Below are 22,591 nucleotides of genomic sequence, written 5' to 3'. Positions count from 1 at the left end.
GTCCTGGACCCTGGAATCCCCGGGGATTGGCTCAAGGCATTCGTTGACCCGGCGTTTCACGCCCTCGTAGATTGGCCCTCCGACCATGTCTCAGCTTCTGCTGTCCGCGCTCCCGGTGGTCTGCCCGAACTGTGACGGTTACAACCCGCCACGCTCGGCCACCTGCGCACTGTGCGGCCAGGCGCTGGGAGAGGCCGCCCCGGCCCCCCGCGTGGTGGCCGCGCCTCCCGCCCGGCCGGCGACCCCGCCGCCCGGCCCGGGTCGCCCCGCCGCGGTGTCCAGTTTCACGCGTCCGGGTGAGGTCCTGGCGCCGCCTACGCCGCCCCCGCCGCCCAGCGCGGTGCCCCCCGGGCTCAAGCCCTCGGCGCGCACCCCGCCGCCCACCGCCGCCGCCGGGCTGATGGTGGAGGCCCGCCGTGCGGCGGCCCCCGCATCCGGTACCCCGCCCCCCCCGCCGCGAGCGGGGTATGGGCCGGCCCTGCCGCCCGCGAACACCCGCCCGCCCCCGCCCGTGCCCGACAGCGCCCTCCCCGCCCGGGGCGGCACGGGTGGAATGGCGCCGGTAGGTGCTGGCACCACAGCCCCGGCGAACACGGGGGCCACGGCCCCGGTGGGGACTGGCTCGCCGCCCGCGACCACGGGGGCCACGGCGCCCGCGGCGCGTCCACCGCCGGTGGCTTCTCGCTTCGGACTGGCGGTGATCGCCGGGACGACGCGCGGCCAGCGCTACAAGCTCCCGGTGACGGGGTGCGTGGTGGGCCGCCAGCGCGGCGCCATCCTCTTCCCCGACGACGTCTTCGTGTCGCCGCTGCACGCCACCTTCCTGGTGAAGGACGGCGCCCTCTTCGTTCGCGACGAGTCGAGCGCGTCGGGCGTCTACGTCACCTTCGCCGGCACGGAGGCCCTGGCGCCCCGGGCGCTCTTCAGCGCGGGCCAGCGGCTGTTCCGCTTCACCGGCCGCGTGGAGGCCCCTCCGCCGGTGGTCGGCCGCCCCAACCCATACGGCTCACCGGTGCCGCTGGGGCAGGCGCTCTACGGCGTGGAGGAAGTGCACATGGGTGGCAGGGCGGGCCGCGCGGTGGTGACGGCGGCGGCGCTGCTCACCATCGGACAGGCGCACTGCGACCTCGCCTATCCGCACGATGAAGGGCTCGCCGGCCGGCACTGCGAGCTGAGCCCCACGGCGACGGGCGCCATGCTCCGCGACCTCTCCGGCGGACTGGGCACCTTCGTGCGAATCCCCCCGGCCACGGAGCGGCCCCTGCGTCCGGGCGACCGGGTCCGCCTGGGCCAGCACGTGATGCAGGTGGAAACGCTCGGCTGACGGAGGCTCCTCCGGGCCGACCCGCCGGGCCCCGCGGGGGCATGCCTCACGTGCGCCGCGGGTGGCCGTCTCACCCAAAGGTCCGAGGGTCTGGGGCACGAACACGCCCGACCGCCCGCGGTCCGGGCCCACGCGCTTCAAGCCGCGGGGCCCCACGATTCAGGGGGACGAGGGACGCGCCACGGGGCTGCCCAGCCGCAGCTCGATGTACGCACGCGCCCGCGAATCCGGCATGTCGGTCAGGTGGCGCACCCACCAGCCGCGCGCCTCATCCGTGTTCTCGCGCTGCCAGTACAGCTCGCCCAGCTTGAGCGCCAGCTCCGCCTCCGGGTTGAAGAGGAAGGCTTCCTTGTAGCTGGAGGTCGCGCGGGTCAGCTCTCCCGCGAGCACGTCGCGGTCCCCGTCCTGCGTCAGCTTGCGCGCCTTGTCCACGTTGCGCGAGGTGCTGGGGATCTGCCGCAGGTACTCGGGCTGATCCGTGCCCGCGGTGAGCTGGCGAGGGGCGTTGGGCGGCGGCTGGTACTGGTTGCCTTCGCTGCCGCTGCCCGCGCCCACGCCGAAGTAGTAGACGAAGAAGCCCACCGCCCCCAGCACCAGCACGGTGGTCAGCGCCTTGAAGAAGAGGATGATCCCCTCGCCACCGCTGGGGGTGGAAGCGGACACGGCGGTGCGGCTGCCCCGCACGTCCTCGGGTGACAGCGTGGCCTCCTCCGACACCGGGGTGCGCGCGTTGGCCAGCCCCTGCACGGTGGCCTCCACCGTCACGTCGTTCCAGCCGGTGTCGTTGCGCGAGGAGTTGTGCGCGGCCTGCGACTTGCGCGGGATGGGGGCCAGCACGTTGGAGGCCTGCGGACGGCGTCCCCCGGTCTCGGCCGCCCCGCCCCGCCGGCGCTCCTTGTCGACCGCCAGCAGCTCCGTCTTGAAGGCCGCGGCGTTGGCCGGCCGGTCATCCGGGTCCTTGGACAGGACGCGGAGGATCAACCGCTCCATTCCCGGGGAGATGCGCGCGTCCGGACGGCGGCGCGTGGGGGGAGGAGGCTCCTCCGTGAGGTGCTTGGTCGCGAAGCCCACCGCCGAGTCGGACTCGAAGGGCAGCAGGCCCGTCGTCAGCTGGTAGAGGATGACGCCCACCGCGTACAGGTCCGAGCGGTGATCCAACACCGCGCCCCGCGCCTGCTCCGGCGACATGTACTCGGGGGTGCCGCACACGAAGCCCGCGCGCGTGAGGGCCGGGCCCTCGTCCTGCGAGTCGGTGATCTTCGCGATGCCGAAGTCCAGCACCTTCACGAAGTCCGGCTCGTTGCGGCGCTGCTCCACCATGATGTTCTCGGGCTTCAGGTCCCGGTGGATGACGCCCGCGCCATGCGCGTCCGACAGCGCGCTCAGGATCTGGAGGACGATGCGCACCACGCGCGCCTCGCCCAGCGGCCACTCACGGCTGAGGAGCTGGTGCAGGTCCTGCCCGGCCACGTACTCCATCGCGATGAAGAGCGCGCCGTCGTCGGCCTGGCCGAAGTCCAGCACGCTGATGGAGTTGGGGTGGTTGAGCCGGCTGGCCGCCTTGGCCTCGCGCTGGAAGCGCGCGACGGTGCGCTCGTCCGACAGCAGCGTGTGGCGCAGCACCTTCAGCACCACGACCTTGTCCAGCGCGAGCTGCCGGGCGCGGTACACCTTGCCCATGCCGCCCTCGCCAATCAGGGCCTCCACCCGGTACTTGGCGGCAATCGTCTTGCCGACGTATTCGTCGCCGCCCTCCGCCGAGCGCAGGAGCGTGGCGCCGCAGGCGGGGCAGTAGCGGGAAGAGTCTTCGGCTTCAGCGCCGCAGGAAGGGCAGTACACGTCAGCGTCCAGTGAGTGGGGTCGGGACTTCACCACGTCGCTCGGGTGGGGAGCAAGCCGCGTGCGCCAGGGCCCCACAACGCCGCGCGGGCCTGCTAGAAGGGACCCTCCCATGGACGCCGTGGACTACTGCCCCCGTTGTGACACCGAGAATTCCCGGGATGCCACCGTCTGCCGAGCCTGCGGCTCGGCGCTGCGCTCCGGAACGATGGTGATGGCCGTGGCGCACATCTCGTCGCGCCCCCAGGTGTCCATCCGCGTCGTACGGGCGGACGGGGGCCCCGAGTCCCTCGTGCGCATGCAGCGCGACACCCTCACCTGCGGCCAGCAGGCGGACATCGCGCTCAACGACGACCCCTTCATCATGCCCGTGCAGGCGCGCTTCTTCTTCTCCGGCGCGCGGCTCGCCGTGGAGGACGTGGGCGGCGCCAACGGCGTCTTCGTGCGCCTGCGCAACGAGCGAGAGCTGCCCGCCGGAGGCGAGCTGCGCCTGGGCCGCCAGCGGCTGGTGCTGGAGCCCATCCCCACCGCGGCGCTCGGTCCGGGCGGCACGCAGGTGTGGGGCTCGCCGGATCCGGGCTACCGGCTGCGGTTGATCCAACTGCTGGAGGGTGGCCTGCGCGGCGCGGCCTATCCCCTCAAGGACGGCGACAACCTGCTGGGTCGCGAGCAGGGGGACATCGCCTTCCCCACGGACGGCTTCGTGTCCGGGCGGCACGCGCTGCTCCAGGTGCGGGGGGACCGGCTGATGGTGCGGGACGTGGGCTCGTCCAACGGCACCTTCATCCGTCTGGCGGGGCCGACCTTCGTCGACAACGGCGACCACTTCCTCATCGGCCGCCAGCTGCTGCGCGTGGAGATCCAGCCCGTCGCGGCCTGACGCGGGCTCCACCGTCCGCGGCCTCCTCCCGCGAAGGGAGGGCCGCACGGGCCCGTGATGGCACCGTGCGGCCGGGAAGGTGTGACGCTCCGGCCTCAGCCGTAGGACTTCTCCTTCTTCTCCTGCTCCTCCTTGCAGCGGATGCAGAGCGTCGTCACGGGACGCGCATCCAGGCGCTTGGGGGAGATGTCCTCCTCGCACCGCTCGCAGATGCCGAAGGTGCCGTCTTCCACGCGCTTGAGCGCGCCGTCGATCTTCTGCAGAAGGAACTTCTCCCGGTCGCGCAGACGGAAGACCATGGACTGGGTGTACTCGGAAGCGGCCTGGTCGATTTCGTCAGGCAGGTCGTCCGTGTCGAAGGACGATTCCTCCACCAGGGTCTTCTTCGCGCTTTCGAGCAGGCTCGTTTTGCTGTCCTCGAGCATCTTCTTGTAACGCTTGAGATCTTTCTGGTTCACAGCCTGCGGCTCCGTTGGACGGGTAGAGGGGGCCTGACCCCGAAAAAAAGGGCCCGAAAGCTTTATTCATGCAGATTGCAGTGTCAAGCTGACCTGCTTCAAATCGTGGGTGCATGAGGGGCCCCTTGAGCGACAACACGAAGTTCGATCGAGAATTCTTGCGCTCGGCGCTTTCCCTGGCCGCCAAGAGCGACGTCGACCACTTCCTCTACATCTGCGACACGCCCATTCCTCCCGAGGACCTGCGAGGTCGTCCCGCGCGCAAGAAGCTCGTGTACGCGGTAACGCTGGACAAACTGGCGCAAGAGCTCCTCGCCAAGAAGGTCCGGGCGCTCGTGATTCCCGCCTATGACTACTCGCGCACCGAGCGGGTGAAGGTGGCGCTCGTGTCCGCCCTGTCCCAGGGGGCGTTCAAGGAGGGCGACCTGGTGCTCTGCATGACGGGCAAGGTGGGCCGGGCGCCGGACACGCTGATGCAGATGCGGATCGGCGGGTCGCTGGACGACCGGCTGGCCATCGAGGGCGTGAAGCTGGGCGAGGAGTTCAACTCGCAGGTGGTGGACGCGCTCATCCAGCTGGCGCTCCAGATTGGTCAGGAGGGCTTCGAGGGTCATCCCATCGGGACCATCATCACGATTGGCGACCACACGAGCGTGCTGGAGAAGAGCCGGCAGCTCACCATCAACCCGTTCCAGGGTCTGTCGGAGGCCGAGCGCAACGTGCTCGACCCGAAGATCCGCGACGCCATCAAGAACTTCTCCGTGCTGGACGGCGCGTTCGTCATCCGCGAGGACGGCGTGGTGCTGTCCGCCGGCCGCTACCTGTCCGCCAACGACGACACGGTGAAGATTCCCCTGGGACTGGGCGCCCGCCACGCGGCCGCCTCGGGCATCACGTCCACCACCCACTGCATCGCGCTCGTCGTGAGCCAGACGTCCGGCGCGGTGCGCCTGCTCAAGGGCGGCAGCATCGTGCTGGAGCTGCACCAGACGGCGCGGCGCACCTAGCGCGGCGGCCCTACTTCACGCGCTCCGGCGCCGCGGCGGGCCGCTGCTCCTCGCGGTAGATGTCCGCCAGGGCGTGGGCCTTCTCCACCTCGTCACGCGCCGCCTCCAGCGCCAGCACCCGGTCGAAGCGCTCCACCTGCTCGCGGAGCGCCTCGGTGACGACACCGCCCGCGGCGATGCGGACGGACGCGCTCTCGCGTTCGATGCGCAGGTCGGCCACGCGCTCGCCCAGCTCGCCGGCCGCGGTGAGCAGCAGCGCCGAGTCCTGCTCCGCCCGGCGCAGCGACTCGCGCGCGGACTCCAGCAGGCGCTCCGTCTGCACCCGGTCGCGCTCCAGAACGCCCACGCCCTTCGCGTCCCCCCGCTCCTGGGCCGTCTGGCACCGGCCGGCGATGTCGCCCAGGCGGGCGGTGTAGCGGGTCACCCCGCGGGACAGCTCCCCCTTGAGGGCCAGCAGCGTGGCGGCGGACTTGCGCACCTCGGAGGACTGGCGCTCCAGGTCCTCGATGAGCCGGTCGAACGTGGCCAGGGGATCCACGGGCGCCGGGGGCGCCTTCTTGCGTTTGAGGAAGCCGAACATGGCGCGTGCCTTGGGGCGCAGTCTACCCGAACGGACGGCAGAGCAGCCGCACCCGTTCCAGCGCGTCGCCCACCGGACGGCCTCCCGCGGCCAGCGCGGCCAGGTAGCGCGCGGGCGTGAGCCCGTAGACGGACAGCAGGTGCTGCAGCAACACCACGCTCTCCGTGGCGCGCCGGTCCGCGGACGCGAGCGACGCGGCCTCGCCCACCGCCTCCAGGATGTCCACCACCCGCGCCACGAGGTCCGGACCGGGCACCTCCGGCACGGCCGGCGGCGCGGGCGCGGCGGGGAAGAGCGCGTCGAAGGACGCCTCCACCGCCACGCTGGCTCCGGGCGTGCGTCCGGCGGCCACCGCCTCCAGCGCGTCCAGGTGCGGAGCCAGCGCCTCCAGTGCTTCCAGGGAGGCAGGCACGTCGCGCGGCAGCAGCGTGCGCCAGGGCGTGTCGAACTCCGTGCGGGCCCAGCGGATCTCCTCGTCGGAGAGCGGATGGTAGAAGGCACGGCCCCCGGCGGCGCGCTGCTCCAACACCAGGGACTTGAGGTCCGCGTTCTCCTCGCCCAGCGAGATGAAGCTCAGCGAGATGTCCAGGGCCCCCATGGGCGCGCGGGTGCGGCGGATGAGGTCCAGGTCCACGCGATCCTCGCCGTCGGTGATGAGCACCACCGTGGCGCGCGCGAGGTACGGGTCGCGCCCCTGCGCGGCCCGGATGGAGTCGAAGGCGGACAGGAGGGCCAGCGAGATGTCTGTCTGTCCCTCGGCGGGCGAGTCGCGGAAGAGCTTTTCAATCTGCCGGGTCGCCTCCGCGGCGGTGTCCACGCGGGCCAGCTCCGTGGGCACGTCGTTGAAGAAGCTGAAGTAGAGCGGGTCGAAGCTCTCCTCGCGCCTCGCCTTGACCCGCAGGTTGTTCAGCTCCGCGATGATCAACGCGTCCCGGAAGCGTGCCCGCGCACCGTGCATGGACCCGGACGCGTCGCAGACGTACACCCGCACGGCGGTGCGCTTCACCTTGCGTGGACGGGGCGGAGGCGCGTCATCCAGATAGGTCCGCACCAGCTGCCGGTGCGCGGCGAGGTCCTGGAGGAGCCGCCGGGGATCGGTGATGACGAAGTGGTGGACCTCGTCCAGGCTCCCCGTCGTGGCGAAGGACATCGTCTGCGTCGGATAGGGCACCTGCCGAGGAACGGCCCGCGCCGAGGCCGTGTCCGCTTCGACCACTTCCTCGGTCAGCGAATCCTCCACGTCGAAGTAGCGGGCGCACCCGGCCGCCAGGTCGAACGTGGCCAGCTGTTCCGGCTTCAGCGAGAACGCCAGGTCCGCCAGCTGCTCGTCCGGCGCGTCCGCGTCTTCGCGGCCGGAGTCCTCCGCCGCGTCCGACTCTCCAAGCCACTGGAGCCGCGCCTCCGACTCGGCCTCCTCCACCATCCGCGTCAGCCGGTGCTCCGGGGGCAGCAATGGCGTCAGCGCGCGCCGTGCGGCGGAGGCCAGCTCCGAGTCCCCTGCCTCCAGCGCCCGCTCGTAGAGCCCCTGCAGGGAGCGGTAGGCCCCCCGGGGGTCCTTCTTCGCGCCCTCTCGCACGTCGCGGACCAGCGCCTCCAGGGAGCGCGTGGGCGGCACCTCGCGCACACGCTCGCGCGCCTCGGCCACGTCGTTGCGCAGCGCCATGCTCCGCGCGCGGTCCGCGTCCGCCCCCAGACGCAGGAGCAGTTCATGGGCGAGGTCCAGGTCGCGCCGCTTCTGCACCAGGTCGATGACGTTCTCACGCGCGCGGGCGGCCAGCAGCTCCGCGATGGCCAGCCGAGCGTGGGTGGGGGGCTGCTCGCGGGTCGTGTCGCTGGGGCGCGCGAAGATCTCGAAGGGGGCCTCGTCCCCGGCCTGCGCCTCCAACGGCCGGCTGAAGAGGTCCGCCACTTTCACCGCGCGGGCCAGCCGCACGAAGCCCCGGTCCAGCGCGGTCAGGGCCCCCGCTGGCACCTCTCCAGCGCGGTGCGCCCGCTCCACGAGGCGAAGGCACTCATCGTACTCCTCCAGGGCCTGGCTCGCGCGAGCCCCCAGGCCCTGCGCGAGCGCCCCCGCCCTGCCCCGCTGGGTGCCCAGCGCGAGCAGCAGCCGGGCATCCGCGGCGGTGTGGACGCCCACCCGATCCAGCTCGCGGTCGAGCGCCACGAGCACTGGCAAGGTCAGGTCCTCCGGCCCCCGCAGCTTGCGGCCGAAGGGCCAGGACCACGCGGCCCCCCGCGCCGTGGCGGGCTGTCGCAGCGCATCCAGGCGCTGCCGCAAGGGGGTGAGTCGACGCGCCAGCACGTCTCAGCGCCGCCTTCCGTGCACGGCCGCCGCGCTCACGGCGCGGTCCGCCGCTCCAGCACCTGCCGGCTGAAGCGCCCGAAGTCCTCGTCGATGCCGCGAAGCTGCGCGGACAGCTTGCGCGCGCTGTCCCCCAGCTCCCCCGGAAGCGTCTCCAGCATGCCCAGGGTGGCCTTGAGCCGCACCAGCTCCCCCTCCTTCAGCGCGAGCAGGGGGAAGCGGCTGCGCACCAGCCGTTCGAAGGTGCGCTCCGCGTCGGCGCGACCATTCAGCGCCTCCGGGGCGGGCAGCGCGGACAACAGCTGCGTCAGCCAGCTGCGCAGGTACTTGATGCGCGACTGGAGGAAGGACAGCTCCGCCTCGGCCACCGCGGCGCGCACCGTGTCGGAGAGGAAGGCCGCCGCCGACGGGGGACGCGCCGCCATCAGCTGTCCATCCAGCCCCACCAGCGCCGCCATCTCGCCATCGGGGGCCTGCGCGGACAGCTCGCCCCGGTAGTAGGTGTACGCATCCCCGTTGAGCACGGCGTTCGGGGCAGGGGGCGGGCTGGCGACCTCGCGCGACAGCACGCGGGCATGCTCGCGCAGGCGCGTCTCCATCAGGTCGCGGCACTCGGCCAGCACCGGCTCGGCGGTCACGCCCTCGCGCCGCAGGTTCTCCGCCACCGCCTGCACCGCGCGGCCGTACTGCTCGATGCGCTCGAACGGGGTCGCCCCCAGCACCTCGCGCGCGTACGCCACGCTCAGCGGACGCAGCAGCTCCTGCTTCAACCCGACCTGCGCCGGGTCCAACGCCGTCAGCGCTTGCTCCAGCTGGGAGAGGCGCCGCGAATCCGCGGAGAGCGCATCCAGCGGATCCTTGCGGCCTCGGGGCGCGCCCGCGGGGAATGCCGCCGACACCCTGCGCCGGAGCGCGGCCACCACCCGCTGGCGCGTGTCCCGGTCGGCATCGCGCAGCCGCTCGTGGAGGGAGGGGACGGCCTCGGTGATCGTCGCGGCCAGCGCCCCCATCACCCCCAGCTCCTCCTCCAGGTTCTCCGCGAGCCCGGCCAGCCACTCCATCTTCACGCTGTCCTCGAAGGCGAGCCCCTCCGCCGCGGACGCGCTCATCTCCAGCGCCTGCTCCAGGAACCGCGCGGACGCCTCGCACAGCGCGGAGTATCCCGGCCGCAGCTCGGGGACCGTCCGGCTCAACTCCAGGACATCGCGGATGGCGACGAGGAGCGCCACGCCTCCTCGCCCTTCGCCCTGCCCCACCGTCATGCCCCGCGACAGCCGCTGCTCCAGCGCGGCCACCAGCGCGCGCGCCGCCACCAGCAGCGGGGCCCGGTTCTGGCCGTGGCGCGGCCCCGGCACCAGCTTGCCCAGGACGCCGCGCGCGGTGCTGGACACCACGCCCGCCTGCCAGTTGCGACTCAGCCCCTCCGCGGCGTTCACGTCATCGGCCGCCGCCAGCGCCGTCGCCTCGCGCTCCACGCCGCCGCCCAGCTCCTGGCGCACCTTGCCCAGCACTTCGTCGAAGGTGCGCTGCTCCAACCGGACGATCTCCAGCTGCGCCCGCTCGCGCGGGTCCACCGCGGCCTTGAGCAGCGCGTCCGCCTCCGCCGCGGGCGGGCCGCCCAGCAGGAAGAACCAGCGCAGCGCGTCCAGGTCCTCCACCGTCGCCTCGAGCGGCCGGTCCGGGCGGCGATAGATTTGATCGCGCACCACCGCCGCCTTCAGCGTCCACAGCGCCTTCACGATCGAGCGCTGCGAGAAGTACTTCGTGGGCACGTAGTCCGGCAGCTTCGACACCTGCGCCACGAGCGCGCGCTCCAGCGCGTCCGTCAGCATCTCCACGCCCTCGAGCACGTGGCCGGGCACCCGCACCTGGGCCACCGCGTCCTGGAGCAGATCCAACTGCTGGAGCGTCAGCGTGGCGCGCAGGTCCGGCCGCGTCCCGTGGACGAAGCGGTGCATCATCGCGGCCCGGCTCTCCCGCCGCGCGAAGGCCTTGGGCACGAAGCTGATGAAGCTCAACCGGTCCGCGAACGCCAGGAGCAGCTCCGGCGAGCGCGCGAGCACCTCCGTGAGGTACCGGTTGCTCGTCATCACCACGCACTCGGTGCGCCCGGCCGTCACCTTCCGGCCGTGCTTCAGCTCCCGCTCGTACATCACGTTGAGGATGGAGCGCAGCAGCATGTCCCGGCCGTCGAAGACCTCGTCCAGGAACGCGTGCACCGAGCCCAGCATCCCCTCGTCGGTGAGGTATTCGGTGCGCCCCGTCTCCGTGAGCACCTTGAAGTCCACCGGGCCGATGAGGTCCGTCTGCAGGGTGGTCTCCGCGATCTGCTTGGAGAACAGCGAGGGCAGCCCGGACACCTCGTCCGTGATGCGCCCCAGGACGGCGCTGGCGACCGCGCTCTTCGCCGTCCCGGGCGGCCCCACCACCAGCACGTGCTCGCGGCAGAGCAGCGCCAGCTCGATCTGCGTGAACAGCGTATCCCGCTCCAGGTACGTCTCTCTCAGCTCCCCGAAGAAGCGGCGAAAGGACTGGGCGGCCTGCAGGTTGGGAGGAGGCGAGGTCACGGAGGGCCAGGAGCGAACGGGGAAGGACGCATGCTACCCGCCCCCCTTCCCCTATTTGAAGTGCACCGCGCAGGCCCCGTCGGGGCAGTTGCGACCCGCGATGCGGAAGCGGTAGCGGGCCACCACCCCATACACCGCATCCGCGAGCTGGCGCAGGCCCGGCACGTAGTACACGTAGAGGAGGCGGCCCAGCGGCCGCCGGCCCAGCGCGCGAACGATGGCCTCCGCCCCTTCCAGGACGCGGCCGTCCGCCTGGATGAGCTGCATGGCCTTCTCGCACCGCTCCAGCCCCACCCCTGGAAAGGCGTCGAGCACGCCCTCGTCGCGGAACGAGAGCAGCCGCGTGCCCTGCCCGCCGACCAGCCTGCGCATCTCCCGAGCAGCCCCGCTGCAGATGCGGCAGTGGCTGTCGTAGAGGACCACGTCATGTCCCGGCGGTGTCGTCTGGAGCGTCGTCACGCGTCACCTCCCCACGGACCCAGTATGTCAACGCGGCCGGAGCATCTCATGCAGTTGTCCGTGCACCGCGCGCCAGATGTCGTGTTGCCGCTCAATGGGATCCATCAGCGCGAGCCCCACCGATGTCGCCGGAGAGCTGCCCTGGAAGGCGGAGTACTGTCGGATGCGCGTCCCTCCGGTGCCGTCATCTTCGAAGATGAACTGGTTGGTGCCGCGCAGCGGGTGGCCGTCCAGGGTGGTGATGTGGACCGTGCGCTGGGTCTCGTTGAGCTTCACGGTGATGGGGGCCCACACCGGCGGCGGCCCCTGCTCCTCCAGGAAGAGCCGGGCACCATCGGTCAGCGCGCTCGCCGCTGGCCGCAGGGAGATACCCGCCGCGCCGAAGAGCAGCTCCGGGTTGCCCACGAACGCGGCGTAGGCCTCCCGCGCGGACACGCCGGGAATGCTGCTGGCGTAGTCGGTGAGGGATGTGGGGGCTCCCGGGATGGGCGGGCTCGGATCCAGGTGGCCCAGTTGCTTGCGCGCGTACGTGTCCATCGCCGTGCCCTTGTCCAGCGTCACGCTGAAGGCGGCGGCCTGGGTCTGCTCCAGGAGCAACGCCCCCTGCTTCACCTGCTCCTTCAGGGAGCCGGTGGGCCTCGGTGGGAACGCGCCCCCCACCCCGAAGTCGAAGCCATTGCCCTCCCGCGCCCGGGCCGGCCGCGCGGGAGGCGTGGCCGGCGCGCTGGCGCCCTGGAACACCTCCACGGAGTTGGCTGGGGCCGCGGGCGCACGGGACGCCGCCTCCGGGCGCATGGGCAGGGGGCTCAAGCCCACCTCGGAGGCGCCGAGGTCGGGGAGCACGCCGGACAGCAGGGATTCGATGCGGGACATGGCGGGACACCTTCTGGAGACAGCGAGGAACCCGCCCGCTCCTTGCAGTGCCTCCGCCAATGGCCGCGCACGTGAAATCGCGCGGTTGCCTCCGCCCTGCATCCCGCGTCCGGAACGCCCGTCCAGCGGCGCGGAAGAAAAGAGAAGGGCCGGCGCCCCTCGTCGGAGCACCGGCCCTGGAGTCTCAGCCCCCGCCTCGCGGTGGGGACCTCACGGCCTTACGACTGGCGGAACTCGGCGTCCACCACGTCGTCCTTCGCGGACGGCTGGGCGCTGGAGCCCGGCGCCGCGGAGGGCTCACCGCCCGGAGGAGGCGTGGCGCCCGGCGCGCCGCCGGTGGCGCGGTACATCTCCTCCGCCGCCTTGTAGCTGGCCTGCTGGAGCTTCTCGAGGGCCGCCTTGATGGCGTCCTTGTCCTGGCCCTCGCGGACCTTGTTCAGCTCCGCCACCCCGTCCTCGATGGCCTTCGCCACGTCGGGGGTGAGCTTGTCCTTGTTCTCCTTGACCATCTTCTCCGCGGCGTAGGCCTGGCTCTCCGCCTGGTTCTTCACCTCGACCAGCTCGCGGCGCGACTTGTCGGCGGCCTCGTTGCTGCGCGCGTCGGTGACCATCTTCTCCACTTCGTCCTTCGACAGACCGGACGAGTGGCTGATGGTGACCTTCTGCTCCTTGCCGGTCGCCTTGTCCTTGGCGTTGACGTTGAGGATGCCGTTCGCGTCGATGTCGAACGTCACCTCAATCTGCGGCACGCCGCGCGGCGCCGGGGGCATGCCGGTCAGGTGGAAGCGGCCGAGGCTGCGGTTGTCGCCCGCCATCTCGCGCTCACCCTGCAGCACGTGGATCTCCACCTGCGTCTGGCCGTCCGCCGCCGTGGAGAAGGTCTCCGACTTGCGCGTGGGGATGGTCGTGTTGCGCTCGATGAGCTTCGTCATCACGCCGCCCAGCGTCTCCACGCCCAGCGACAGCGGCGTCACGTCCAGCAGGAGGATGTCCTTCACCTCGCCGGAGAGCACGCCCGCCTGCACCGCGGCGCCCACCGCCACGACCTCGTCCGGGTTCACCGTGCGGTTCGGCTCCTTGCCGAACAGCCGCTTCACCGCCTCCTGCACCATGGGGATGCGCGTGGTGCCGCCCACGAGCACGACCTCGTTGAGGTCCTTGGGCTCCAGGCCCGCGTCCTTCAGGCACTTGCGGCACGGCTCCAGCGAACGCTCCACCAGAGGGCCAATCATCTGCTCGAACTTGGCGCGCGTGAGCTTCACGTTCAGGTGCTTGGGACCGGACGCATCCGCCGTGAGGAACGGCAGGTTGATGTCCGTCTGCATCGCGCTGGACAGCTCGATCTTGGCCTTCTCCGCCGCCTCCTTCAGGCGCTGGATGACCATCTTGTCCTTGCTGACGTCGAGCCCGGTGTCCTTCTTGAACTCGCTGATCAGCCAGTTCATGATCTCCAGGTCGATGTTGTCGCCGCCCAGGTGCGTGTCGCCGTTGGTGGCCAGCACGTCCACGACGCTCTCGCCCACCTCCAGGATGGACACGTCGAAGGTGCCGCCGCCGAAGTCGTAGACGGCGATCTTCTCATCCTTCTTCTTGTCCATGCCGTACGCGAGCGCGGCCGCGGTGGGCTCGTTCACGATGCGGCGGACGTTGAGGCCGGCGATCTCACCGGCGTCCTTGGTGGCCTGGCGCTGGGCGTCGTTGAAGTACGCCGGGACGGTGATGACCGCCTCCGTCACCTTCTCCCCCAGGTAGTTCTCCGCGGCGCGCTTGAGCTTGAGCAGCACCTGCGCGCTGATCTCCGGCGCGCTGTACTGCTTGCCGCTGATGTCCACGCGAGCGTCGCCGTTGGGGCCCCGGGCGACCTTGTAGGGGACGAGCTTCGCCTCCTCGCTGGTCTCCTCGAACCGGCGGCCCATGAAGCGCTTCACCGAGTAGACGGTCTGCTCGGGGTTGGTGATGGCCTGGCGCTTCGCCACCTGACCGACCAGGCGCTCCCCGTCCTTCGTGAACGCGACCACGGACGGCGTGGTGGGGGCGCCCTCTTCGTTGACGATGACCTTGGGCTCGCGACCCTCCATGATCGCCACCACGCTGTTCGTGGTGCCCAGGTCGATTCCGATAATCTTGCCCACGGTTCCCATCCTCCGGAAATGACTGCGTTTTTCCTACGAAATCCCGATGTAAGCCCAACGTAACCACCCCCCCCGACGTGTCAAACGCCAGGACGGGTTTCCCCGTAGGCCCGGGCACCCAATGCAAAGGTGATGACGCCCCCTGCGTAGCGCAGTGCGCAGCGGCCCTCCGAGGGCCCGTCACCTGAACGCCATCTCCACGCCACGGGTGCGTAACGCGCTCTACACCGCCGTCACCCCGCGGTAGCAACCAGGCGGTCGCAGTGGGGACCAGCTGACCGTTCAACCCCTTGGAATCACATCAAGGTGCGGCGCTGACGCCTCGCGTCAGGGGTTGGCGAGAAAAGTGCACAGTCCCCACCGCGTCAGCGCTGTCATACCGCTCCCCGCCCCTTTGGAGTCGTCCCATGCTGGTTCAGCCCCTCCGTTCCACGGACTTCCGCCGCTCGCCGACGGCGCTTCCGTCCGCGGAACCGAAGGTCGCGGTGCTGCTGAACGCGAACGCCCGCAAGGTGGACGCCCGGGTGGTCAAGCTGATGTCGCACGTGGTGCCGGAGGAGGACCTGTTCCTGTCCCGCTCGCCGCTGGACGCGCGCCGCATCGCGCAGACGGTGCTGGAGCGGGGCTACCCCACGGTGTTCACCGGCGGCGGCGACGGCACCTTCATGGGCTTCGTCAATGAGGTCCTGCAGCAGGTGGGTCCGCGCGGGAAGTTCGCCGGCCAGACGGCGCCGCGCTTCGGCATCCTCAAGCTGGGCACGGGGAACGGCATCGCGGCGTTCGTCAACGCCTCCAGCACCCGGGGTGATGGCATCCTCAACGACGTGGTGCGTGCCCGCGCGGCGGAGGTCCCCGGCGTGCGCACCATGAACCTGGTGCAGGTGAACGGGCAGCGCGCGCCGTTCGCGGGCCTGGGCGTGGATGGCAAGGTGCTCAACGACTACATCGCCGTGAAGGAGTCGCTGGGCAAGGGCCTGTTCAAGCGGGTCATGTCCGGCGGTGGCGGCTACTTCTCCGCGGTGGCCTTCAAGACGGTGCCGCACTACCTCACCAGCTCCGTGCAGGTGGAGTGCGAGGTCGTCAACGGCGCGTCGGAGGCCTACCGCCTGGGCGCGGAGGGCCAGACGGTGGGCGCGCCGCTGGCGCCGGGCGCGGTGCTCTTCCGGGGCAAGCTGATGATGGCCGCCGCGGGCACCATGCCCTTCTATGGCTACGGCTTCCGCATGTTCCCCCACGCCAATGATCGCCAGGGCTACCTGCAGCTGCGCCTGGGCCAGGTGACGCCCACGCAGGTGCTGGCCAACCTGCCCCGCCTGTGGAGCGGCCGCTGGGCGCCGGAAGGCCTGCACGACTTCCACGCCCGCGAGGTCACCATCCGCTTCGCGCGACCCATGCCCTTCCAGGTCGGCGGCGACGCGGCCGGCTATCGCGAGCAGGTCACGCTGTCGGTGGCGCCCGAGTCCATCGAGCTGCTCGACTTCAACGGCGTGCAGTAGCGCCCGGCGGTTGAAGGGCCCTGTCTTCCGGGCCCTCCCCCACGCCCAAGCACCGGCTCAGCCGCGGTCGCGCGACGCCGGGGGCTTCTCACCCGGTTCCTTGCGGCGTCCCACCGCGAACGCGTAGCTGACCCCTGGCTTCTGGTTGTGCTCGCGGTGCAGGGCCAGCTCCTCGCGCAGGGAGGCGCTGTCCTGCGAGGCGCCCTCTGGCAGGTGCGCCTCCAGGTCCTTGTAGAACGCGTCCAGCTCCGTGTCGTGCAGCGACTCCACGGACTCCGGCTCGAAGCCGGCGGTCTCCAACGCCTGGAGCAGTTCGCGGGGCAGCAGCAGCGGCGCGCCCAGGCGCTTCTCCCAGAAGTCCAGCACCGGCTTGGGCGTGAAGCGCCCCACGCGCGCCGGGAAGGTGAAGCCCACCCGTCCGCGCTTGCCCAGGAGCGGGCGGAACACACGCAGGGAGACGTCCAGCGGGTACTGCACCCGCCCCGGCACCAGGATGCCGTGGAACGGCCCATCCAGCATGCCCAGCGCGTCCGGCGCCACGCGGCGCACCTCGATGCGATCGGAGAGGCCCTGGGAGCGCACGCGCTCGCGCACGGGGGACACGAGCGCTTCGTCCGTGTCCACGGCCACCACGGAGCACTTCAGCTCCTGGGCCAACAGCACGGCGGCGCCGCCCTCGGGGCCACTGCCGAGCACCAATACCCGCGAGCCCGGCTCGAGCTGGGCCACCTTGGCGAAGCGGCGCGTGGCGTCGTCCGAACCGAACGCGCGCTGCGCCCCCGGCGGGAGGTACAGCGGGAAGTGCTCGGCGGGACTCATTCCACCCTCATATACGCACCCCGGCCGGACTTCCAGCCGCCGGAGGGCTCCAGCCCACCCTGGGGTGGTGCCCGCGCACCGCCTGCCTCACAGGTAGTAGACGATGCGGGGATCCTGGTGCAGCTCCGTGTAGATGGCCCGGCGCTGCTCCTCCGACAGCAGCAGCACCGACACGCTCAGGGACACGAACTTCCCCTTGCGGCTGTGCTGCACATGGATGGAGTCCGGGGACACCTCCGTCCCCATCTTCCGGCGGAAGAGCGAGCGCACGTGCTCCTCGAATTCGGCGGTCTCCTCGACCGTCGCCTTGCCCATCACCTTGTACTCGTAGACAGCGGGGTACTCGATGAGGGGCTTCTTCTCTTCGCCGGGAGCCTCGGGCTTGTCGGTGCCGTCCTGGGTCATGACACGTCTCTATCAGGCGGAGGGCGTCGGGCGCCTCACAACAGGTTGGCCGCCAGCTCGGCCAGCATGCTGCGCTCGCCCTTGGCCATGGTGATGTGGCCGGCGATCTTCTCGTTCTTGAAGCGGTTGACCACGTGAACGAGCCCGTTGTTCGTCGAGTCCACGTACGGGTTGTCGATCTGGAACGGGTCGCCGGTGAGGATGATCTTCGTGTTGTCCCCCACGCGCGTGAGGATGGTCTTCACCTCGTGGGGTGTGAGGTTCTGCGCCTCGTCCACGATGATGAACTGGTTGGGGATGCTGCGGCCGCGGATGTACGTGAGCGGTTCAATCTCCATCAGCCCCAGGTCGATGAGTTCGTGGTGGCCGCGCCCGGCCTTCTTGTCCGCGCGGCTCAGGTTCATCAGGAACTCCACGTTGTCGAAGATGGGCTGCATCCACGGATTGAGCTTCTCCTCGACGCTGCCAGGCAGGTAGCCGATGTCTCGGCCCAGGGGGAAGATGGGACGGCTGACCAGCAGCTTGTGGTACAGCCCCTCCTCCGTCACCTTCTGCAGGCCCGCGGCGATGGCGAGCAGCGTCTTGCCCGTGCCCGCCTTGCCCACGATGGTCACGAGCTTGATCTCGTCGTTGAGCAGCAGGTCCAGGCAGAAGGCCTGCTCCATGTTGCGCGGACGGATGCCCCAGGTGCCCTCCTTGCTCTGGCGCGCGAGCGGCACGAGCCGCGCCTTGGCTCCATGGAAGCGGGCCATGGCGGTGTGGGACGGGTTGAGTTCGTCCTTCAGCAGCACCAGCTCGTTGGGGAAGAGCCGGTCCTGGGCCGGCACCTCCACCTCGCCACCGGGCTTGTAGAGCTGATCCACCATGTCCCTGGGCACGAGCAGTTCGGTGAAGCCCGTGTAGAGGTCGGTGATCTCCACGCGCTCGGTGTCGAAGTCCTGGGCGGACAGGCCCAGGGCGTCGGCGCGGATGCGCAGGTTGGTGTCCTTGGTGATGAAGACGGCCTGGGTCTCCGGCTCGGTCTCCATCAGGTCCAGGGCGACCGCGAGGATGCGGTTGTCCACCAGGTTGCTGTCCGCCATGGACGACGGCAGCGCACGGTCGGTGAAGGCCACACGGAGCATCCCACCGTGCGGCAGCGGGACGCCCTCCTTCAACGAGCCTTCCGCGCGGAACGAATCCAGGTAGCGCGCCACCAGTCGCGCGTTGCGCCCCAGCTCGGAGAGATCGCGCTTGAACTGATCGATCTCCTCGATGACGTAGATGGGGATGATGACGTTGTTGTCCTTGAACCCGTAGATGCTGCGGGGGTCATGGAGGAGGACGTTCGTGTCGAGGATGAAGTTCTTTCGCATCGAGGGCTTCGCGACCTGACCTGGTTCGGGTGCGATTGCTGACGGCGAGCGACGACCTTGGAGGACTGCTTCCTCCAATATAGACACCGAACGAGGGGGCACCAGCCGCATTCCCGCCCGGAACGACGAAGCTCCGTCCGATAGAGCACGGCCGGGACGGGCCTCGCCAAGAGGCGTCAGGAGGTCGCGCTGGCCCGGAGGAAGGATGACCCAGGTTCTTCCCCGTCCAGCCCCGGCGATGGGGGCGACAGCGGATCATATCCGAGCATCTCCACCACCCTTTCGGGCGGAGGGCCGGAGGGCATCCGGGCCCAGGGGAAGCGCGCCTGCAACGCCTCCTCGTCGAGCGTCATTCCCTGCTTCGCCTGGAAGCGCTGTGCCCGGTGCCAGCCGCGCGTGTCCAACCGCCGCGCCAGCCGCCGCGACAGGGGGCTGATCATCGGCGAGGGCGCGTAGAGGGCGGGCTCGCCCTGCGCATCCCGCATGCAGCCCAGCTCCACCGCCCAAGCCAGCAGCCAGCGGGGCCAGCCACGTCCGGAGCGGCGCATGGCGCTGAAGCGGCCCTGGGCGGCGCCGTCCACGAAGGTGAAGCGCGGCTCGTAGATGCACGCGGCGGCGAACGTCGCGGGCATCAACGCCACGGCCTCCGCGCCGATGCGCCGGGCCATCAGGTGCAGCAGCTCCAGGATGTCGCGGGACAGCGAGAGGCCGGGGTGGAGCTGCCCGGGCAAGGGGGGACGGTTCCAGTCGAAGGGGCGCCCCGGATGCTGGAGCAGGAGGCTGTCCAGGTAGAGCAGCGGCGCCTCCGCCGCTGCATGGGTGAAGCCGACCTCCGCGCCCGTGGCCCGGCGCAGGGACAGGTCTGCGACGGGCGCGTGGTAGCGGCGGCTCAGGAAGGTGATGCGCGGCTGGAAGGGGTCCTGGCAGGACAGGCGCAGCTCGAAGGGGCCCACCCGCTCTCGCAGACGCTGGGCGAAGCCGTAGGCGTGGAGGGCGCGCTCCAGGCCCTCGCGGCTGTAGGTGCCGAAGGCCAGGCCCACGCGGTCGCCCCCCGCCTCCAGGCCCAGGTCATCCAACGAGAGGGACTCGCCCGCGGAGGCGGAGAGGTCCAGGCCGCTCAGGCGCGAATAGGTGCGGCGCGAGTGGGGACTGAGCGGTGGCGGCCGAGGCATGGGTGCGTCCTAGTCGTAACGGATGTCCACCAGGGTGAGCTCGATCTCCCCCCGGGGGCGCCGCACCTCCACGGTGTCACCCGGTGCCTTGCGCAGGAGCGCACGGCCCATGGGTGATTCGACGCTGATGCGGCCACCTGAAGCGTCGATCTCGTCAGAACCGACAATCTGGTAAGTGCTGCGAATTCCGCCCTCGTCCTCCAGGGTGACGGTAGCGCCGAAGTAGACTTTCGAGCGGTCCACCTGTTCGGCGGGGGTGACGATGGTGGCGGTGTCCAGACGCTTCTGGAGGAAGCGGATGCGACGGTCGATCTCCCGCAGGCGCTTCTTGCCGTAGATGTATTCGGCGTTTTCTGAACGGTCGCCCTGCGCGGCGGCGGCGGACACCTCTGCGGTGACCTTGGGGCGGGCCTCGTTGAGCAGTTGGAGGAGCTCGCGGTGCATGCGCTCGGCGCCCGTTCGGGTGAGGTAGCGGCGGAACGGCGCCTGCTCCCCTGCCTCGTCGTCCTCGGGGGTGTCAGGCGGGTCGTGAACTTCCTGGGACATGCTCCTGTGTATAGCCCCGGACGCTGACAGGCGGATGTTCACCGAGGGCCGGCACCGGGGGTGTCAGGAAGCAGCGGCTGCGATCGCCAGTGGAACTCGCCCGGCGCTGCTGGTAGGAAGCGCGTCGCGGGGCCGCGTGCAGGGCTCAGAGCTGTGAAAAAAAGAATAGCGAGTCGCTAGCTCAGCTGGTAGAGCACCGGCCTTTTAAGCCGAGGGTCGGGGGTTCGAGCCCCCCGCGACTCAAGCAGTGACGACGTCCCCGTCGTCTAGAGGCCCAGGACGCTGGCCTTTCAAGCCGGTAACACGGGTTCGAATCCCGTCGGGGACATGCAGGAACGCGGGGTTGGACGGGTCAAACCGTCCAACCCCGTTCGTTTCTGACCGCTCAACGTTGTTCCTTCGTTGTTCCCTCGCCGAGAACAACAGGCCCGTCGAGCGCGGGGTTCCGACATGATCCCCAAGTCATCCTAGGGCACACGCCTAGTATCACGTCAGGCCGGATCCAGGGACCAAGTCCCCTCTTCCCAGCGCTTCAGGGCCTCCTGTGCTTCGAAGGGAATGAGCCCTGTTCCCTTCGCGGCCTCTTCCAGTACCGCCTTCGCGTCAACTGTCCGGTGCCGAAGCAGAAAGACTGCCGCCGCCGTCCTCACGTCCATGCGCGGATCCGTGAAGAGCGTGGCGAGTGCATCTCGGCCTGCGTCGCCATGGGCCTTGAGCTGCTTGAACGCAGCCAGCGACTGCTTCGCGTGCTTGTTTCCGGTCTTTGGATCACCGCGCATGATGGCTTCGGTTTGTGCAGCGGCGTGCCGCGCGAACTCTTCCACGATTCTCTGAAGGTCTTCCATCACCACACCCCGTTCCGGACGTTCTCCACGGCGCGCAGTCCGAACGCACGCTGGACTTCAAAGGATTGAGTGCTCAACCACCGCCGCACAGTCATCGTTTCGGAACCCGTGATCCGATAATTGATCGAGGAGTAGATCCCACTGACCTGGGTATGAAGTGCCTTGTCGAGCGGGATGATGTTCTCGGTGTTGTGGAGCGCCTGCGGTCCGAAGCGTGCCGCGTTCCCGTCCGTCTGCTCCACGATGTGGTGCCACTCCTTGCCCTCCCCTGCTGGCCCCATGGCCCTCTTGAACGACTTGAAGGACGAGTAGCCCTTCGGCCCGCTCGACGGCGCTGCACCCTGTGCGCCTTCACCGCTTCCGCCACCTGAACCCGCCGAATCCCCTGCCTTCAGAAGGATGATGGCCGCCCCCGGCCCTCCGCTCAACACCGACGCCGCGCGTCCTACTGGCACCGCGACGCGCTCCAACGCTAGTGCGCCCTCCGACGACAGCGAGAGCACCGGCAACGTGGCTTCCGCACCCGCCGACAATCCCGTCAACGTGCGCGTCGTGGCCGAGGCCGCCCCCCAGGTCGCGATGACGTTCGTCGTCAGCCGCGCCACCTCGCGGACCTGCTCGCCCTGCGTCATGTACCGGAAGCGCTCCCAGTACTCGGGCGATGACGCGATGAGGGCCGCGACGCCAGCGGGCAGGTTGCTCAGCGCCGCGATGCTATCCATGGGGCGGGAGAGGGCCTGCCCCAGCGCGTGGTACAGCTCCACGAAGGCATCCTGTGCCCCATCCAACGAGCGGCTGATGACGTCCGCGTCGCTGTACACCTCGCCCAGGGGACGCCAGTCCGAGGCCTGGAGCTGCGCGTCCACGGCGCGGAAGACGCCGCCCTTGCCGCTGTAGAAGCGGCCCAGCTCGAAGCCGTGCGCACGGAAGGCACTGTCCCGCCATTCGACGGGTGCCACCCTCTGCTGCGTGTTTCCGTTGAGGGCCCACGCGAGGTAGCCATCCGGCCGGAGGACGGCCACCTGCTCCCGGGCGAATCGCTCCACGCGGCGCAGCAGCTCCTCGCGCGAGACTTCGCCGCCCTCCAGTACCTCGCGCAGCAGGAAGCCCGCCGCCATGCGGGGCGGAAAGTTGCCCAGAGTCACCGGCTTCTGCATCAGCTGGCCCAGCAGCCTCGCGGCCTGCACTGGAGTCAGTGCCCCGCCCGCCAGGGGACGCACGTCCTGGGCCTCCAGCCCGGCGTCCGTGAGCAGCTTCTCCCAGGAGTCCTCTTCGGACGCGCTGCGCGGCATGGCATCGCGGACCGGACCGGCCGCACTGCCGACTCTTGCCCCCGTCACTTCGACCACGGGGGCATGGCGGCGCGGCAGCCGCCCCTCGCCCTCGAAGCCTGTGCCTCCGCCCACCGGGCCACTCATGTTCAGCGTCCCGCGATGCCGCGCGGAAGGCATGGACGCGCAGCCCGTCGTCAGCACCGCCAGGGCCAGCAGCAAGGCGTCAGCGCGCATTGTCCACCCCCAGCCCCACCGAGG

19 protein-coding genes and 2 tRNA genes are annotated in these 22,591 nt (G+C 70.4%); 6 read left to right on the top strand and 15 right to left on the bottom strand.

The annotated features are described in order from the left end of the window. Positions 1 to 85: 85 nt before the first annotated feature. Positions 86 to 1,324, top strand: coding sequence for an FHA domain-containing protein (locus GTY96_RS31580; protein ID WP_143905737.1), 1,239 nt, complete (start codon positions 86 to 88; stop codon positions 1,322 to 1,324). A gap of 159 nt (positions 1,325 to 1,483) precedes the next feature. Here the strand turns inward: GTY96_RS31580 and GTY96_RS31575 are convergent, their stop codons facing one another. Then, entirely contained in the window at positions 1,484 to 3,163 is a 1,680-nt protein-coding gene (locus GTY96_RS31575; RefSeq protein WP_143905735.1) for a serine/threonine-protein kinase, read from the bottom strand. A gap of 112 nt (positions 3,164 to 3,275) precedes the next feature. Between GTY96_RS31575 and GTY96_RS31570 the strand changes: the two genes are divergently transcribed. After that, positions 3,276 to 4,043 carry an FHA domain-containing protein gene (locus GTY96_RS31570; RefSeq protein WP_143905733.1) on the top strand — a complete coding sequence of 256 codons (768 nt, stop codon included), beginning with the start codon at positions 3,276 to 3,278 and terminating at the stop codon, positions 4,041 to 4,043. Positions 4,044 to 4,138: 95 nt separating this feature from the next. On the opposite strand, the gene GTY96_RS31565 is transcribed toward GTY96_RS31570, so the two are convergent. After that, positions 4,139 to 4,501, bottom strand: a complete 363-nt coding sequence (locus GTY96_RS31565; protein WP_120564404.1) for a TraR/DksA family transcriptional regulator — start codon at positions 4,499 to 4,501, stop codon at positions 4,139 to 4,141. Positions 4,502 to 4,626: 125 nt separating this feature from the next. On the opposite strand from GTY96_RS31565, the gene GTY96_RS31560 reads away from it, so the two are divergent. Beyond that, positions 4,627 to 5,508, top strand: coding sequence for a DNA integrity scanning protein DisA nucleotide-binding domain protein (locus GTY96_RS31560; protein WP_143905731.1), 882 nt, complete (start codon positions 4,627 to 4,629; stop codon positions 5,506 to 5,508). Positions 5,509 to 5,518: 10 nt separating this feature from the next. Here the strand turns inward: GTY96_RS31560 and GTY96_RS31555 are convergent, their stop codons facing one another. The 6 genes from GTY96_RS31555 to dnaK form a co-directional block, all read right to left on the bottom strand. Then, positions 5,519 to 6,088, bottom strand: a complete 570-nt coding sequence (locus GTY96_RS31555; protein ID WP_143905729.1) for a PspA/IM30 family protein — start codon at positions 6,086 to 6,088, stop codon at positions 5,519 to 5,521. 22 nt (positions 6,089 to 6,110) lie between these two features. Then, the gene (locus GTY96_RS31550; protein ID WP_161666658.1) at positions 6,111 to 8,390 is read right to left on the bottom strand and encodes a vWA domain-containing protein; all 2,280 of its coding nucleotides are present in this window, start codon (positions 8,388 to 8,390) and stop codon (positions 6,111 to 6,113) included. Positions 8,391 to 8,425: 35 nt separating this feature from the next. Then, positions 8,426 to 10,957, bottom strand: coding sequence for an AAA family ATPase (locus GTY96_RS31545; RefSeq protein WP_161666657.1), 2,532 nt, complete (start codon positions 10,955 to 10,957; stop codon positions 8,426 to 8,428). Between the two features lie 51 nt (positions 10,958 to 11,008). Beyond that, entirely contained in the window at positions 11,009 to 11,416 is a 408-nt protein-coding gene (locus GTY96_RS31540; RefSeq protein WP_161666656.1) for a thiol-disulfide oxidoreductase DCC family protein, read from the bottom strand. 27 nt (positions 11,417 to 11,443) lie between these two features. Then, positions 11,444 to 12,289, bottom strand: a complete 846-nt coding sequence (locus GTY96_RS31535) for a hypothetical protein (RefSeq protein WP_161666655.1) — start codon at positions 12,287 to 12,289, stop codon at positions 11,444 to 11,446. A 218-nt stretch (positions 12,290 to 12,507) separates the two neighbouring features. Continuing rightward, positions 12,508 to 14,421, bottom strand: coding sequence for a molecular chaperone DnaK (dnaK, locus tag GTY96_RS31530; RefSeq protein ID WP_143905720.1), 1,914 nt, complete (start codon positions 14,419 to 14,421; stop codon positions 12,508 to 12,510). Positions 14,422 to 14,828: 407 nt separating this feature from the next. On the opposite strand from dnaK, the gene GTY96_RS31525 reads away from it, so the two are divergent. After that, a complete protein-coding gene (locus GTY96_RS31525; protein ID WP_143905718.1) occupies positions 14,829 to 15,917 on the top strand; it encodes a diacylglycerol/lipid kinase family protein in 1,089 nt (362 codons plus the stop codon). 57 nt (positions 15,918 to 15,974) lie between these two features. Here GTY96_RS31525 and GTY96_RS31520 read toward each other — a convergent pair whose 3' ends face one another. The 5 genes from GTY96_RS31520 to greB all read right to left on the bottom strand — a co-directional run bounded on the left by GTY96_RS31520 (position 15,975) and on the right by greB (position 20,214). Next, positions 15,975 to 16,736 (bottom strand): SAM-dependent methyltransferase, encoded by a 762-nt coding sequence (locus tag GTY96_RS31520; RefSeq protein ID WP_161666654.1) that lies wholly within the window; start codon positions 16,734 to 16,736, stop codon positions 15,975 to 15,977. Positions 16,737 to 16,823: 87 nt separating this feature from the next. After that, a complete protein-coding gene (locus GTY96_RS31515) occupies positions 16,824 to 17,141 on the bottom strand; it encodes an HP0495 family protein (protein ID WP_143905714.1) in 318 nt (105 codons plus the stop codon). Positions 17,142 to 17,176: 35 nt separating this feature from the next. Next, positions 17,177 to 18,496, bottom strand: coding sequence for a PhoH family protein (locus GTY96_RS31510; protein ID WP_143905712.1), 1,320 nt, complete (start codon positions 18,494 to 18,496; stop codon positions 17,177 to 17,179). Between the two features lie 176 nt (positions 18,497 to 18,672). After that, positions 18,673 to 19,668, bottom strand: a complete 996-nt coding sequence (locus tag GTY96_RS31505; protein ID WP_143905710.1) for a beta/alpha barrel domain-containing protein — start codon at positions 19,666 to 19,668, stop codon at positions 18,673 to 18,675. Positions 19,669 to 19,677: 9 nt separating this feature from the next. After that, a complete protein-coding gene (gene greB, locus GTY96_RS31500; protein ID WP_143905708.1) occupies positions 19,678 to 20,214 on the bottom strand; it encodes a transcription elongation factor GreB in 537 nt (178 codons plus the stop codon). A gap of 170 nt (positions 20,215 to 20,384) precedes the next feature. Between greB and GTY96_RS31495 the strand changes: the two genes are divergently transcribed. Together GTY96_RS31495 and GTY96_RS31490 are read left to right on the top strand one after the other, a co-directional pair. Next, a tRNA-Lys gene (locus tag GTY96_RS31495) sits at positions 20,385 to 20,457 on the top strand. A gap of 12 nt (positions 20,458 to 20,469) precedes the next feature. Beyond that, positions 20,470 to 20,542: transfer RNA gene (locus GTY96_RS31490), tRNA-Glu, on the top strand. A gap of 163 nt (positions 20,543 to 20,705) precedes the next feature. On the opposite strand, the gene GTY96_RS31485 is transcribed toward GTY96_RS31490, so the two are convergent. Both GTY96_RS31485 and GTY96_RS31480 read right to left on the bottom strand, forming a co-directional pair. Beyond that, positions 20,706 to 21,059, bottom strand: a complete 354-nt coding sequence (locus GTY96_RS31485; RefSeq protein WP_161666695.1) for a DUF2019 domain-containing protein — start codon at positions 21,057 to 21,059, stop codon at positions 20,706 to 20,708. Beyond that, positions 21,059 to 22,567 (bottom strand): hypothetical protein, encoded by a 1,509-nt coding sequence (locus GTY96_RS31480; protein WP_161666653.1) that lies wholly within the window; start codon positions 22,565 to 22,567, stop codon positions 21,059 to 21,061. The genes GTY96_RS31485 and GTY96_RS31480 overlap by 1 nt, the downstream gene beginning before the upstream one ends. Positions 22,568 to 22,591: the final 24 nt, after the last annotated feature.

Origin of the sequence: Corallococcus silvisoli (genome assembly GCF_009909145.1) — a bacterium.
Lineage (GTDB): Bacteria > Myxococcota > Myxococcia > Myxococcales > Myxococcaceae > Corallococcus > Corallococcus silvisoli.
The sequence above is the reverse complement of the archived record's forward strand: the minus strand, read 5'-3'. Positions and strand labels throughout refer to the sequence as shown.